13 protein-coding genes and 1 tRNA gene are annotated in these 14,727 nt (G+C 70.4%); 10 read left to right on the forward strand and 4 right to left on the reverse strand.

Going from position 1 to position 14,727, the window contains the following annotated elements; all coding sequences use genetic code 11:
• Nucleotides 1-11: 11 nt before the first annotated feature.
• Nucleotides 12-341: a rhodanese-like domain-containing protein gene (locus EIZ44_RS08775; RefSeq protein ID WP_134728205.1), complete on the reverse strand. Its 330-nt coding sequence runs from the start codon at nucleotides 339-341 to the stop codon at nucleotides 12-14.
• A gap of 83 nt (nucleotides 342-424) precedes the next feature.
• Here EIZ44_RS08775 and EIZ44_RS08780 point away from each other — a divergent pair, with 83 nt between their 5' ends.
• Nucleotides 425-880 (forward strand): MarR family winged helix-turn-helix transcriptional regulator, encoded by a 456-nt coding sequence (locus EIZ44_RS08780; protein ID WP_240691249.1) that lies wholly within the window; start codon nucleotides 425-427, stop codon nucleotides 878-880.
• Between the two features lie 112 nt (nucleotides 881-992).
• On the opposite strand, the gene EIZ44_RS08785 is transcribed toward EIZ44_RS08780, so the two are convergent.
• Nucleotides 993-1,065 (reverse strand) — tRNA-Arg (locus EIZ44_RS08785).
• A gap of 105 nt (nucleotides 1,066-1,170) precedes the next feature.
• Here EIZ44_RS08785 and EIZ44_RS08790 point away from each other — a divergent pair.
• From EIZ44_RS08790 to EIZ44_RS08800, 3 genes are all read left to right on the forward strand, one after another.
• Nucleotides 1,171-2,292, forward strand: coding sequence for an epoxide hydrolase family protein (locus tag EIZ44_RS08790; RefSeq protein WP_134728206.1), 1,122 nt, complete (start codon nucleotides 1,171-1,173; stop codon nucleotides 2,290-2,292).
• A gap of 134 nt (nucleotides 2,293-2,426) precedes the next feature.
• Complete coding sequence (locus EIZ44_RS08795) at nucleotides 2,427-3,347, forward strand: cation diffusion facilitator family transporter (RefSeq protein WP_037817392.1); 921 nt, start codon at nucleotides 2,427-2,429, stop codon at nucleotides 3,345-3,347.
• A 10-nt stretch (nucleotides 3,348-3,357) separates the two neighbouring features.
• Nucleotides 3,358-3,954, forward strand: a complete 597-nt coding sequence (locus EIZ44_RS08800; RefSeq protein ID WP_134728207.1) for a flavin reductase family protein — start codon at nucleotides 3,358-3,360, stop codon at nucleotides 3,952-3,954.
• Between the two features lie 45 nt (nucleotides 3,955-3,999).
• Here the strand turns inward: EIZ44_RS08800 and EIZ44_RS08805 are convergent, their stop codons facing one another.
• Together EIZ44_RS08805 and EIZ44_RS08810 are read right to left on the reverse strand one after the other, a co-directional pair.
• Nucleotides 4,000-4,650: a DUF305 domain-containing protein gene (locus tag EIZ44_RS08805; protein ID WP_238608256.1), complete on the reverse strand. Its 651-nt coding sequence runs from the start codon at nucleotides 4,648-4,650 to the stop codon at nucleotides 4,000-4,002.
• Between the two features lie 128 nt (nucleotides 4,651-4,778).
• A complete protein-coding gene (locus tag EIZ44_RS08810; protein ID WP_037817394.1) occupies nucleotides 4,779-5,618 on the reverse strand; it encodes a thioredoxin-like domain-containing protein in 840 nt (279 codons plus the stop codon).
• Nucleotides 5,619-5,821: 203 nt separating this feature from the next.
• Here EIZ44_RS08810 and argS point away from each other — a divergent pair, with 203 nt between their 5' ends.
• From argS to rho, 6 genes are all read left to right on the forward strand, one after another.
• Nucleotides 5,822-7,486, forward strand: coding sequence for an arginine--tRNA ligase (argS, locus tag EIZ44_RS08815; RefSeq protein ID WP_134728208.1), 1,665 nt, complete (start codon nucleotides 5,822-5,824; stop codon nucleotides 7,484-7,486).
• Nucleotides 7,487-7,489: 3 nt separating this feature from the next.
• On the forward strand, nucleotides 7,490-8,920 hold the full coding sequence (gene lysA / locus EIZ44_RS08820) for a diaminopimelate decarboxylase (protein WP_134667318.1): 1,431 nt from the start codon (nucleotides 7,490-7,492) through the stop codon (nucleotides 8,918-8,920).
• 63 nt (nucleotides 8,921-8,983) lie between these two features.
• Entirely contained in the window at nucleotides 8,984-10,258 is a 1,275-nt protein-coding gene (locus tag EIZ44_RS08825; RefSeq protein WP_051172119.1) for a homoserine dehydrogenase, read from the forward strand.
• A complete protein-coding gene (gene thrC / locus EIZ44_RS08830; RefSeq protein ID WP_134728210.1) occupies nucleotides 10,255-11,310 on the forward strand; it encodes a threonine synthase in 1,056 nt (351 codons plus the stop codon). Before EIZ44_RS08825 ends, thrC begins: the two co-directional genes overlap by 4 nt.
• Nucleotides 11,307-12,197 (forward strand): homoserine kinase, encoded by an 891-nt coding sequence (gene thrB / locus EIZ44_RS08835; protein WP_167754044.1) that lies wholly within the window; start codon nucleotides 11,307-11,309, stop codon nucleotides 12,195-12,197. Before thrC ends, thrB begins: the two co-directional genes overlap by 4 nt.
• 405 nt (nucleotides 12,198-12,602) lie before the next feature.
• The gene (rho, locus tag EIZ44_RS08840) at nucleotides 12,603-14,618 is read left to right on the forward strand and encodes a transcription termination factor Rho (RefSeq protein WP_134728211.1); all 2,016 of its coding nucleotides are present in this window, start codon (nucleotides 12,603-12,605) and stop codon (nucleotides 14,616-14,618) included.
• Nucleotides 14,619-14,727: the final 109 nt, after the last annotated feature.

Raw genomic sequence — 14,727 nt, forward strand, 5'->3', positions numbered from 1 at the left:
CTCCTTTGCTCTCAACGGCCGGATTCGGTCGGCAGTCCGGCCGCGATCCAGTCGGCTTTGCCCTCGTCGTAGTCGAAGACCTGGGTGTATCCGAGTTCCGCCAAGTGCTTCGCGACGGTGGCCGAGTTCTGGCAAGGGGAGTCGGCGCAGTAGACGATCACCGCGGAGTCCTTGTGCGGCAACAAGGTTGGCGCGAGTTTCTCGACGTCGTCGACCGGCAGGTTGAGCGCGCCGGGCAGATGCGCCTTCGCGTAGTAGTCGGCGGGCAGCGCCTCGACGACGATCGCCGATCCCGCGTCAATGTGCTTCTTGACCTCGTCGCGCGTGATGGGTTCGACCATCGGTGCCTCCTCAGGATTTAAGTGCGTACGCACGCACCTTACTCATTAAGTGCGCCCGCACGCAATGACCTACACTGGGAGGCGTGAGCGACCCGAAGATCGGCCTGGACGCGTGGCGGGCGATGCTGCTCGCGCACAGCGCCGCGGTGCGAGCCATCGAAACCGACGTGCAACGGGGCGGGACCGTGCCCCTGGCCTGGTACGACGTCCTGCTGGAACTGAACGCGGCGGGAAAGAAGGGGCTGCGGATGGCGGAGGTCGCCGAACGCGTGGTGCTCAGCCGGACGCGGGTGAGCAGGCTGGTCGACGAGATGGTCCGTGCCGAGCTGGTGACGAAGCGCCCGGAGCCGGACGACCGCCGGGTCAGCTGGGCGGTGATCACCGACGAAGGCGTCCGCGCGCTGCGCAAGACCGCGCCGGTCTACCTGCAGAGCATCGAGCGGCATTTCTCGGCGCACCTCAGCGATGAGGAAGCCGCGGTGATCGGGAAGGCGCTGCTGCGGGTCGCCGAAAGCGGGAAGTCCGGACGGCCGAGCTAGCGAAATAGCGGCCGTGCACTGTGGTGAGGGGAGTCCCTGCGGTTCAGGTGCCACCTGACATCGGCCGAGGGAGGCCTGGCGTCAGAAACCGGAAAAAGAAGTGAAGAAGATGTGCCCTCGGCAGGATTCGAACCTGCGACACCTGCCTCCGGAGGGCAGTGCTCTATCCCCTGAGCTACGAGGGCTCGCTTGCGCGACTGGACAGAGCCTAGCGCATGCCCCTTTCCGGCTGTGCACAGGAGGGGGCTTAACGCGGTAGCGTCGGATCATCGACGCGGAGGGAGGCGGCGGTGGGCGCCGAGCCGTTCCAGGTCAGGGTGGCTGAGCAGGACATCGAGGACGTGCGGGCGCGGTTGCGGCGCACGAGGTGGCCGGAGGCGGAGACCGTCGGCGACTGGGCGCAGGGAGTGCCGCTCGGCTATGCCAAGGAGCTCTGCCGCAGCTGGGCCGAGAATTACGACTTCGGGTTCGCCGACCGGCTCAACGTCTTCCCGCAGTTCCGTCAGGAGATCGACGGTCTCGGGATTCACTTCGTGCACCTCCGCTCGCCGGAGCCGGACGCGTTTCCGCTGGTGATCACGCACGGCTGGCCGGGGTCGGTCCTCGAATTCCTCGACATCCTCGGCCCGCTGACCAACCCGCGGGGCCACGGTGGCGATCCGGCGGACGCGTTTCATGTCGTCGCGCCGTCGTTGCCGGGGTACGGCTGGAGCGACAAGCCGAGCGAAACCGGTTGGGGCGTGCGGAAAATCGCGACCGCTTGGGATCAGTTGATGGTCTCGCTCGGCTACGACCGTTATGGCGCGCAGGGCGGCGACTGGGGTTCGGCGGTCTCGGGGGCGCTCGGCGAAGTGGCGCGGGAGCGGGTCGCGGGGGTGCACGTCAACATGGCGGCAGCTCCCCGGGGCGAGTTCAAGGACGAGACCGACGAGGAGCGTGAAGGGGCGCAGGCGGCGGCGGAGTTCCGGCGCACCGGCCAGGGATATTCGGGGCAGCAGGGCACGCGGCCGCAGACGCTGGGCTACGGACTGACCGACTCGCCGGCCGGGCAGGCGGCCTGGATCGCCGAGAAGTTCTGGGCCTGGACCGACAACAACGGCCATCCAGAGGACGCGGTCACCCGGCAGCAGTTGCTCGACGCGATCTCGGCGTACTGGTTCACCGCGTCGGCGACGTCGTCCGCGCGGCTGTACTGGGAGAGCTACCGCAGCTTCGGCGATCTCGTCACGGCGCCGTCCGGCATCTCCGTCTACCCGCGCGACATCATCCGCCCGTCGCGGCGGCAGGCGGCGCTCAAGTACACCGATTTGCGCTGGTTCGAGCGGCTGCCGCGCGGCGGGCACTTCGCCGCCATGGAACAACCGGCGTCGCTCGTCGAGCAGATCCGCGGGTTCTTCCGGCTCGTGCGCTGATCTTTCCCACCTCGCGGAACAGGGCTGGGGGAAACGCGTCACCAGGCGTTAGAGTGAAGTTAGGCTACCCTGTATTGCACATATGCGCATGTCACTATATATTCCTCTCGACACCGAAACTTGGGAGGCGAGCGATGGGACACGGGCACGGCCACGGGCACACCGCCGCTCCGGCGAGCGCGTCCGGCCGCTACGTCCGCGCGCTGCTGATCGCTCTCGCGGTCGGTGCCGGGTTCATGGTGCTGGAGTTCGCGGTCGGCTTCGCCACCGGTTCCCTCGCGCTGATCTCCGACGCCGCGCACATGTTCACCGACGTTCTCGGCGTCGGAATGGCGCTCGCCGCGATCGTGCTCGCCCGGCGCAGCGGGCCGACGCCCAGCCGCACGTTCGGCATGTACCGGGCGGAAGTCCTTGCCGCCCTGGCGAATGCGGTCCTGTTGTTCGGTGTCGCCGGGTATGTGGCAGTGGAGGCGATCGGCCGGATCACCGACCCTCCGGAGGTGCCTGGCCTGCCGGTGCTGCTCGCCGCGGCAGCGGGTCTGGTCGCCAACATCGTGTCGTTCCTGGTGCTGCGCTCGGGCGCGAAGGAGAGCCTGAACGTCCGCGGCGCGTACCTCGAGGTGCTGGCTGACCTCATCGGCTCGGTCGGCGTGCTGCTCAGCGGCGCGATCACGCTCACCACCGGCTGGCGCTACGCCGACCCGATCATCGGTGTCGCGATCGGCCTGTTCGTGCTGCCGCGCACCTGGACGCTCGCCCGCCGCGCGCTGCGGATCCTGTTCCAGCACGCGCCGGCCGGCGTGGACGTCGGCGAGATCAGCACCGAACTCGCCGCGCTGCCGGGTGTCGCGGACGTGCACGACCTGCACGTGTGGACGCTGACCTCGGGCATGGAGGTCGCGTCGGCGCACCTGACGGTGAAGGCCGACGCCGAACAGTCCACTGTGCTCACCAAGGCGCAGGACCTGCTCTCGGTCCGCTACGAGATCAAACACGCGACGCTGCAAGTCGAGGGACCGCAATGCGCCCGCCGGTGCACGGAGCTGTCCTGGTAGACCGGGGGCTATGCGCAAGGACTTCGACCCCGCACAGCTGGCCCCGAACGCGTTCTACCACCTGATGACCGCGACCGTCGTGCCGCGGCCCATCGCCTGGGTCTCGAGCGTTTCCCGCGACGGAGTGGACAACCTCGCGCCGCATTCGTTCTTCACCGTCGCCTCGGCCGCGCCCGCGGTCCTGCAGTTCACCTCGGTCGGCCGGAAAGACACCCTGCGCAACGTCGAGGCGACCCGCCAGTTCGTGGTCAACCTCGCGCCCGAGCCGCTGTTCGAGCAGATCAACGCCACCGGCGCGGATTTCCCGCCGGAGCTGAGCGAATTCGACGAGGCCGGGCTGACCCGCGAGCCGAGCCTCAAGGTCCGCCCGCCGCGGGTCGCGGAATCACCGGTGGCGTTCGAATGCGAACTGCACAGCACGGTCGGTTTCGGCCGCTCGACGGTGGTGTTCGGCCGGGTCGTGCACCTCGCGGTCAACGAGGACGTCCTCGACGGCGACCACCCGCTGATCGACCGGCTGCGGCCGCTGTCCCGGCTGGGGCGCGACGAATGGGGAACGCTGGGCGACATCAAGGAACTGGCGCGGCCCACCTACAAAAACTCGTGAGCGCCCGCCCCGGTCAGAACCGCGACAGGCGCTCACAAGCGGAGGTCAGGAGAAGGGCAGCGGCTGCGCGCCCCGCCCCTTCAGCATGAGCTTCATCTGGTCCATTTCCGCGCCCTGCGACACCAGCATGCTGCGGCACAACGCCTTCACCGCGTCGTTGGACGTGTGGTCCTGCGCGTACTCGGCCATCGCGACGCCGCCCTGGTGATGCCGCAGCATCAGCTGCAGGAACTCGACGTCCAGCGCGCGGCCGGACAGCGAGCGCAGTTTCGCGAGGTCCGCGTCGGTGGCCATGCCCGGCATCGGCGCGCCGCCGGCCGGGCTGCTGGTCGGCATCTGCATGCCCGCGTGGCCCATCGGCTCGGTCATCCACGTCATGTACGCGCCGGTCGCCTGTTCGGGCTGGTCCCACAGCATGAGCCAGCCCTTCATGCGCCCGACCTGCTCGGTCTGCGTGCGCTCGATGTCGAACGCGAGCTGGCGGATCTCCGGGTCGGTCGAGTGGTCCCGCGCCCAGCCGGCCATGGTGACCGCCTGCAGGTGGTGCACGGACATGTCCTGGGCGAACCCGACCTCGACCGAACCCGCGCCCGGCGTCGCGGGCACCGCGTCGCTGCCGTCGGTGAGCCGCGTCGCGAAGACCCCGATCGCGGCCCCGACCAGCAGCACCGCGATCAGCGTCCCGCCGATGACCACCCACCGCGACCAGCCCGTCCGTTCCGCCGGAGCGGACTCCTCAGCGAACTCGGCGGAGGGGGAGGCGGAACGGGAGGTTTCGATGCCGCCCGTCTCGGCCTGGTCAGCGTGGTTTTCGGAGCCCACGGTCACTGCCCGGCCGGCGGCGTCCCCGGCATGCCCGGCTGCTGCTCGGTCTGGGCCCCGGTGCTGCCCTTGTAGTCCATCGGCTTCGCGTCCTTGCCCGGCTTGCTCGGGTCGAACTTCGGCGGGTTGCTCGGGTCGAACATGCCCTTGCCGAGCGCGTCGCACGAGGCACCGATCTCCGGGTACACGCCGTTCGGGTTGGTCCGCAGCGCGGCGATGAACTGGTCGATGCGCGGGTCGTCGGCGCTGTCCAGCTTCAGCTGGTGGCCCCACGACTGCAGCGAGATCGGCTTGTCCAGGCCCGGGTACGGCGACATCATCATGTACGGCTTGCCCTTGACCCGCGCCTCGAGCAGCGGGATCTGGTCGCCCTTCACCTTGTCCGGGTTGTAGGCGATCCACACCGTGCCGTGCTCGAGCGAGTGCACCATGTTCTCGTTGCGCACCGCTTCCGGGTACACGACGCCGGTGCAGGTGGCCCAGTAGCCGTCGTGCGGGCCGCCGAACGGCGGGCTCTGGTCGTAGGCCACCCGTTCGGTGGGCAGGATGTGCACCGATCCGGTGTATTGCTTGATGACGACGCCGGGGATCTTCTTCGACGGGTCCGGATTGCTCGCGGTCGGCGCGAAGGAGGCGGCCGCCTCGTCCCGGGCGGCCTGGTCGCGCTTGGGCGCGGAGGCCTGCAGGTAGTAGACGATGACGCCGGCCAGCAGGGCGACCACCACGACGACGCCGATGATGGTGCCCCAGGGCGTGCGCTTGCCCGCGACGACCGAGCGGTTCTTCGCCGCCTTCACCGCGGACGCGCCGGAGCCCTTCTTCTTGGTGGTCCCGTTGGCCATGATTGCCGAGATCTCCTCGTGAGAGCGGGGGAGGGAGCCGGACGGAACCCTGCCGGTAGCCCAGTGTAGAGACCGGGCGTTCGATCACCGTGAACGCCCGCGAGGCGCCCCGGCGAGCGGAACATCCGCCTCCGGTGTGCCCGCCGTCTCGCCAGCCTGTACCGCCGGAGGCGCGCGGCGCGAGCGCACCTAGAATTCGGCGAGTGACTCCCGCCGCTCTCGCCGATCTGGTCCGCAGCTCCGCCGAGCAGGTCCTCGCCGCACGCGGCGTCGACGCCGCCGTGCTGCCGGAGACCGTGACCATCGAACGCCCGCGCAACCCGGACCACGGAGACTACGCGACCAACCTCGCGCTGCAGGTGGCCAAGAAGGCGGGACTGAAGCCGCGCGAGTTCGCCGACGCGCTCGCGGAGGTCGTCGCGGGGGCGGACGGCGTGGCCGCGGCCGAGGTCGCCGGACCGGGCTTCCTGAACTTCCGGCTCGCCGCGGACGCGCAGGGCGAGGTCGTGCGCCAGGTGCTGGCCGCGGGCGCGGGGTACGGCCGCGGCGACGCGCTGGCCGGGCGCCGGATCAACCTGGAATTCGTCTCCGCGAACCCGACCGGCCCGATTCACCTCGGCGGGACGCGCTGGGCCGCGGTCGGCGACGCGCTGGGCCGGGTGCTGGACGCGCAGGGCGCGGACGTGATCCGCGAGTACTACTTCAACGACGCCGGCGCGCAGATCGACCGTTTCGTGCGTTCGCTGATCGCCGCCGCGAAGGGCGAGCCCGCGCCGGAGGACGGCTACGCGGGCGGCTACATCAGCGACATCGCGGCCGAGGTGCTCAAGGCCGAGCCGAGCGCGCTGAGCCTGCCCGAGGACGAGCGGAACGAGACGTTCCGGCGCATCGGCATCGACCTGATGTTCAGCCAGATCAAGCAGAGCCTGCACGAGTTCGGCACCGATTTCGACGTCTACTTCCACGAGAACTCGCTGCACGAGTCCGGCGCGGTCGGCGCGGCCGTGCAGGAGCTCAAGGACTCCGGCAACCTCTACCTCGCCGACGGCGCCTGGTGGCTCCGCTCCAGCGAGTACGGCGACGACAAGGACCGGGTCGTCCTCAAGAAGGACGGCAACCCGGCCTACATCGCGGGCGACCTGGCCTACTTCAAGGACAAGCGCAACCGCGGCGCCGACCTGTGCATCTACATGCTCGGCGCGGACCACCACGGCTACATCGCCCGGCTCAAGGCCGCCGCGGCGGCGTTCGGCGACGACCCGGCGACGGTCGAGGTGCTGATCGGCCAGATGGTGAACCTGGTCAGCGACGGCAAGCCGGTGCGGATGTCCAAGCGCGCGGGCACCGTGATCACGCTCGAGGACCTCGTGGAGGCGGTCGGCGTCGACCCGGCCCGCTACGAGCTGATCCGCTACTCCGTCGATTCCTCCTTGGACATCGATTTGGACTTGCTGCGCAAGCATTCCAACGACAACCCGGTCTACTACGTGCAGTACGCGCACGCCCGGCTGTCGTCGCTGCGGCGCGGCGCGGCGGACCTCGGCCTGAAGGTCGGCGAGTCCGGCGAGGACGTCGATTTCGGACTGCTCACCCTGCCTGCTGAAGGCGACCTGATCCGCACCATCGGCGAATTCCCCGCCGTGGTGCGCCGGGCGGCGGAGATGCGCGAACCGCATCGCGTGGCCCGCTACCTCGAGGAACTGGCCGGCGCGTACCACAAGTTCTACACCGTGGGCCGGGTCCTCCCGCAGGGCGACGAGGAGGCCACTCCCCTCACGTACGCCCGGCTCGCTCTGTGCGAAGCCGCGCGCCAGGTCCTGGCGAACGGCTTGTCGCTGCTCGGTGTCTCCGCTCCGGAACGGATGTAAACCATGGCGCACCCCGCGGGCCCCCGCCACGCCGACGTCTACCCCCATGCCGACGCCTCCGGGTTCCCGCCCGCGAGTGCGGGCGAACTCGACCAGCTGCCCGCGAAAGTGTGGCCGCGCAACGTTTACCGCGCCGCGGACGGCGTCGTCCGGATCGCCGGCGTCGACGTGCGCGACCTCGCGCAGACCTACGGCACGCCGCTGTTCGTGGTCGACGAGGCGGACTTCAAGTCCCGCTGCGCCGACTACGCCGAGGCGTTCGACGACCCGGCGCTCGTGCACTACGCGTCGAAGGCGTTCCTGTCCGTCGAGGTCGCCCGGTGGGTGGCCGAACAGGGACTGAGCCTCGACGTCTGCAGCGGCGGCGAACTGGCCGTCGCGCAGCGCGCGAACTTCCCGGTGGAGCGGATCACGTTCCACGGCAACAACAAATCGGTCGCCGAACTGGACGCGGCGGTCGAGGCAGGCGTCGGCACCGTCGTGGTCGACTCGTACTACGAGATCGCCCGGCTCGCCGAAATCGCCGCCGCGCACGGGATCGAGCAGAAGGTGCTCGTCCGGGTGACGGTCGGCGTCGAGGCGCACACGCACGAATTCATCGCGACCGCGCACGAGGACCAGAAGTTCGGGTTCTCGCTGGCTTCCGGCGATGCCGCCGAGGCGGTGCGCCGGGTGCTGAACGCGCCGTCGCTCAAGCTGGTCGGCCTGCACAGCCACATCGGTTCGCAGATTTTCGACGCCGACGGTTTCGAGGTCGCCGCGCGCCGCGTCGTCGGGCTGCTCGCGGACCTGGCCAAGGAACACGGCCGGGACCTGCTGGAGCAGATGAACGTCGTCGACCTCGGCGGCGGTTTCGGCATCGCCTACACCGAAAAGGACAACCCGCCGCCGCCTTCGCAGATGATCACGCAGATCCGCGAGATCGTCCGCAAGGAATGCGCGTACGCGGAGCTTCCGGTGCCGCGCATCGCGGGCGAACCCGGCCGCGCGATCGCCGGTCCGGGCACGTTCACCCTGTACGAGGTGGGCACGATCAAGGACGTCGCGCTCGGCGACGAGACCGCCCGCCGGTACGTCAGCGTCGACGGCGGGATGAGCGACAACATCCGCACGGCGCTCTACGACGCGGTGTACGACTGCCGGGTGGTTTCGCGCTCCGCCTCCGACGGAAACGAGCCGGTGACCCCGGCGTTGTCTCGCGTGGTGGGAAAACACTGTGAGTCCGGCGACATCGTCGTCCGAGACTGCTGGCTGCCAGACACGCTGGCTCCCGGCGACCTGCTGGCCGTCGCGGCGACCGGCGCCTACTGCTACGCGATGGCCAGTGGTTACAACCGGCTGCCGCGGCCCGCGGTGGTCGCCGTGCGCAACGGCGCCGCCCGGCTGCTGCTGCGCAGGGAGACGACGGACGACATGCTGCGCCTGGAGGTTTGAGAAGTGTCCACTGTGTCTCCGAAAGGCCTGTCTCCCACGGAGCGGTCACCCATCCGGGTAGCGATGCTCGGCTGCGGCACGGTCGGCAGCGAGGTCGCGCGACTGCTCACCGAACAGGCCGGCGAGCTGGCGGCCCGCGCGGGCGCGCCGGTGGAACTGGTCGGCATCGCGGTGCGGCGTCCGGACAAGCACCCGGAACTGCCCGCCGAACTGCTGACTGACGACGCCGCGGCGCTCGTGGCCCGCGACGACGTCGACGTCGTGGTCGAGCTGGTCGGCGGGATCGACCCGGTGCGCAGCTGGCTGCTCACCGCGCTGAACGCGGGCAAATCCGTGGTCACCGCCAACAAGGCGCTGCTCGCCGAGTGTTCGGCCGAGCTGTTCGAGGCGGCCGACGCCAGCGGCGCGGACCTCTACTTCGAGGCCGCCGTCGCCGGTGCCATCCCGCTGCTGCGCCCGCTGCGCGAATCGCTGGCAGGCGACCGGATCACCCGCGTGATGGGGATCGTCAACGGCACCACCAACTACATCCTCTCCGCGATGGACGCCACCGGCGCGGGCTACGCCGAGACGCTCGACGAAGCGAGCCGGCTCGGCTACGCGGAAGCGGACCCGACGGCGGACGTCGACGGCTACGACGCCGCGTCGAAGGCCGCGATCCTCGCCTCGCTGGCGTTCCACTCGCGGGTCACCGCGAAAGACGTGCACCGCGAAGGCATCGCGGACGTCACGGCCTCCGATCTGGCCGCCGCGCGCACGCTCGGCCGCACGGTGAAGCTGCTGGCGATCTGCGAACGCGTGACCGCGGACGACGGCACGGAATCGGTGTCCGCCCGCGTGCATCCGGTGATGATTCCGCGCAGCCACCAGCTGGCCGGCGTCGGCGGCGCGTTCAACGCGGTCTACGTCGAGGCGGACGCGGCCGGCGAGCTGATGTTCTACGGCCAGGGCGCCGGCGGCGCGCCGACCGCCAGCGCGGTGCTCGGCGACCTCGTCGCGGTGGCGCGCAACCAGGTGCACGGCGGCCGGGGCCCGCGCGAATCGGCGCACGCCGCGCTGCCGGTGCGGCCGATGGGCCAGACGCCGACGCGCTACCACGTGAGCCTCGACGTCGCGGACCGCGCGGGCGTGCTCGCCCAGGTGGCGCAAGCGTTCGCCGCGCACGGCGTGAGCATCGCCGCGGTGCGCCAGCGCGACGCGAACGACACGGCGAGCCTCGTCGTGGTCACTCATCTCGCACCCGACGCGGCTTTGCAGTCCACTGTGGACGAAATCGCGAAACTCGATGTGGTGCACGAGGTTGTCAGCGTGATGCGGGTGGAAGGCGAAGACCAGTGAGTGGTTGGCCGGGAATCATTGAGGCGTATCGCGACCGGATTCCGGTCCCCGACGGAGCGCGCGTGGTCACGCTCGGCGAAGGAAACACGCCGCTGCTGCCCGCCGCGCACCTGTCGGAGCTGACCGGCTCCGAGGTGTACCTGAAGGTCGAGGGCGCGAACCCGACCGGTTCGTTCAAGGACCGCGGGATGACCGTGGCGATCACGCACGCGCTGGCGAGCGGCCTGAAGGCGGTGATCTGCGCGTCCACCGGCAACACCTCCGCGTCGGCCGCCGCGTACGCCGCGCGGGCCGGGCTCACCTGTGCGGTGCTGGTGCCGCAGGGCAAGATCGCGATGGGCAAGCTCGCCCAGGCGGTGCTGCACGGCGCGCGGATCCTCCAGGTCGACGGCAACTTCGACGACTGCCTCGAACTCGCCCGCAAGACCGCGGCGGACTACCCGGTCACGCTGGTCAACTCGGTCAACCCGGTGCGCATCGCGGGGCAGAAGACCGCCGCGTTCGAGATCTGCGACGTGCTCGGCGAGGCCCCGGACGTGCACTGCCTCCCGGTCGGCAACGCGGGCAACATCACCGCGTACTGGAAGGGCTATTCGGAGTACGCGGCGGACGGTGTGGTCAAGAACACGCCTCGGATGTTCGGTTTCCAGGCCGCCGGCGCCGCGCCGCTGGTACACGGCGAACCGGTTTCCGACCCGGACACCATCGCGACCGCGATCCGCATCGGCAGCCCGGCTTCGTGGGACGGCGCGGTGCACGCGCGCGCCGAATCGAACGGGCTCTTCGACGCGATCACCGACGAGAAGATCCTTGAGGCGTACCGGCTGCTGGCCCGTCGCGAGGGCGTTTTCGTGGAGCCGGCGTCCGCGACGAGCGTGGCGGGCCTGCTGGCCACCGCGGCGGACGGACGGCTGCCGAAGGGCTCGAAGGTCGTCTGCACGGTCACCGGGCACGGCCTGAAGGACCCGGCGACGGCGTTGGAGGGCAACGTCGAGGTGGAACCGCTCGCGGTCGACCCGACGGCCGTCGCGGCGGCGCTGGACCTGCGATGACGGCGCTGCCCGCGTTCCGCGCGACGGTCCCGGCGTCGACGGCGAACCTCGGCCCGGGATTCGACGCGCTCGGCCTCGCGCTCGCCCGCTACGACGTGGTCGACCTGCAGGTCACCGAGGGCGGCTTGAAGATCGAGGTGCTCGACGCGGGAGCGGGCGGCGTCGAGGACGTGCCGACCGACGAATCCCATCTGGTGGTCCGCGCGCTGCGGCGAGCCTGCGAACACCTCGACGTGCGGCCGCCCGGCCTGCATCTCCGTTGCCACAACAGCATTCCGCACGCGCGCGGCCTCGGGTCGTCGGCCGCCGCGGTGGTGACCGGCGTGGCGCTGGGCTACGCGCTGGCGGAGCGTCCGCTCGACGCCGACGCGCTCCAGCTCGCGGCCGAGTTCGAGGGCCACGCGGACAACGCGGCGGCGAGCCTGTTCGGCGGGCTCGTGGTGGCGTGGGCGGAGGACGGCCGGTTCCGTGCCGAACGCGTGGAGCCGAACGCGGCGATCCGGCCGGTAGTCGCGGTGCCGGGGGAGAAGTCGTCCACCAACACGACGCGCGGGCTGCTGCCGGCGCAGGTGCCGCACGCCGACGCGGCGCACAGCGCGGGACGGGCGGCGCTCGCGGTGCTGGCCGTCACCGAACGGCCCGAACTGCTGCTGGCCGCCACCGAGGACCGCCTGCACCAGGATTACCGCGCCGAGGCGTACCCGGCGAGCACGGAATTGGTGCGCACGCTGCGTGCGCAAGGCGTTCCCGCGACCATTTCCGGCGCCGGTCCCACTGTGCTCGCTCTCACGCTGACGGGAATACTCCCGGCGGGCGTGGACGTTACGGGGTTCGACGTCGCCGAATTGCCCGTGGACCGCGATGGCGTGCAGGTTGTGGCCAGGTGACGACCTGGTCACAGGCTGGACGGCAGCGTGCGCCACGCGGGGGGTGGTTGTTGCACCCGGACAGGGCGCGGTCTACCCTCGGGGGCGTTCGATCACCGTGCGTTTCCGCACCCGATGCCGGGCCTGTTCGCCCCTAGCGGCGGCTCCGGTCCGCATCCTTCGTCGATCCGCCGATTCCGCACCGCCCGGCACGCGGGAGGCGGAGGACGCAGGCGGGTTTCCGGTTCCGGCGGTGCCGAATTCCGCTTTCTCCGTCCGGAGGGGGCAAACACCCTGTGCTGGCGGCGCTTCGCTGTGTCTCGCACGGCTGGGCGCGAGCCGTCCGCATCGGAGGCAGAAGCCGTCTCGCTACCGGCGGCAGTCCGCTGATCCACCTGGAACGTGGATCGGTCAGGAAGGACATGTGTGAGCAACACCGATCTGTTGAGCGGCGACGTGGAGACCCCCGCCGCGGCCGCTGAGACCAATGGGGCCGCGGCCGCTCCGAAGCGCCGCACCGGGGGCCTGTCCGGAATGGTCATCGCCGAGCTCCGCCAGCTGGCGGGCGAACTGGGTGTGGGCGAGACCACCGGCATGCGCAAGGGGGACCTGATCGCCGCGATCCGCGAGCGCCAGGGCAAGAGCAAGAAGCGCACCGCCGCGGCCGACACGCTGCCGCTCGAAGGCGTCGGCGAGCCTGCCAAGGCGGAGAAGGCCGAGAAGCCCGCCCGCCGGGCCAAGGCCGACGCGCCGAAGGCGGAGGCGGCTGCCAAGACCGAGGCGCCGAAGGCGGAGCCGGTCCAGGCGGAGGCTCCCAAGGCCGAGGCCCCGAAGGCGGAGACCGCGCAGGACGGCAAGCCCGCCGCGCAGGAGCGCCCGGAGCGCCACGACCGTTCCGAGGGCCAGTCCGACGGCCAGTCCGAGGAAGGCGGCCGCAACCGCCGCCGCCGCGGCGGCGCGAACCGGGGCGACGGCCAGCGCGACCAGCGCGGCGACCGCCAGGGCGGCAACCGCGACAACAACCGCGACAACCGCGATAACCGGGACAACGGCCGCGACAACCGCGACAACAACCGCGACGGCAACCGGGACAACCGCGGCGGCCAGGACAACCGTCAGGACCGCCAGGACAACCGGCAGCGGAACCAGCAGGACAACCGCGACAACCGGAACAACGGCCCGCAGGACGACGACGAGGAAGGCGGCCGCCGCGGGCGCCGCTTCCGCGACCGTCGCCGCCGGGGCAGCGGGGGCGGCCAGCGCGAGGGCGGCGCTCCCGACACCGAGATCCGCGAGGACGACGTCCTGCTGCCGGTCGCCGGCATCCTGGACGTGCTCGACAACTACGCGTTCGTGCGCACCTCGGGCTACCTGGCCGGGCCGAACGACGTGTACGTGTCGCTGTCGCTGGTCCGCAAGTTCGGCCTGCGCCGCGGCGACGCGATCACCGGTGTCGTGCGCCAGCCGCGCGAGGGCGAGCAGCAGCGGCAGAAGTTCAACCCGCTGGTGCGCGTCGACTCGATCAACGGCCTGGAGCCGGACGAGGCCAAGCGCCGTCCCGACTTCACGAAGCTGACCCCGCTGTACCCGAACGAGCGGCTGCGCCTCGAGACCGAGCCGCACAAGCTCACGACCCGCGTGATCGACCTGATCATGCCGGTCGGCAAGGGCCAGCGTGCGCTGATCGTGTCCCCGCCGAAGGCCGGCAAGACCACGATCATGCAGGACATCGCGAACGCGATCACGACCAACAACCCTGAGGCCCACCTCATGGTCGTGCTGGTCGACGAGCGTCCGGAAGAGGTCACCGACATGCAGCGGTCGGTGAAGGGCGAGGTCATCGCCTCCACCTTCGACCGCCCGCCGTCCGATCACACCTCGGTCGCCGAGCTGTCCATCGAACGGGCCAAGCGCCTGGTCGAAATGGGCCACGACGTGGTCGTCCTGCTCGACTCGATCACCCGTCTCGGCCGCGCCTACAACCTGGCCGCGCCCGCGTCCGGCCGGATCCTGTCCGGTGGTGTCGACTCGACCGCGCTGTACCCGCCGAAGCGTTTCCTCGGCGCCGCGCGCAACATCGAGAACGGCGGCTCGCTCACCATCTTCGCGACCGCGATGGTGGAGACCGGGTCCACGATGGACACGGTGATCTTCGAGGAGTTCAAGGGCACCGGCAACGCGGAGCTCAAGCTCGACCGCAAGATCTCCGAGCGCCGCGTGTTCCCGGCGGTGGACGTCAACCCGTCCGGCACCCGCAAGGAAGAGCTGCTGCTCTCGCCGGACGAGCTGGCCGTCACGCACAAGCTGCACCGCGTGCTGCACGCGCTGGACTCGCAGCAGGCCATCGACCTGCTGATCTCGCGGCTGCGCAAGACGAAGACCAACATCGAATTCCTGATGCAGGTCTCGAAGACCGCCCTCGGCGGCGGAGACGACGACTGAGTTCCCGCTTCACGCACCACGGCCCGCCCCCATCGCTTCCGGGGGCGGGCCGTGGTGCGTGTGGAGGTCCGTGAAGGACTCCTTGAGGGAATCAGATTCCCCCAAGGAG

Source organism: Amycolatopsis nivea (genome assembly GCF_004522235.1).
GTDB lineage: Bacteria > Actinomycetota > Actinomycetes > Mycobacteriales > Pseudonocardiaceae > Amycolatopsis > Amycolatopsis nivea.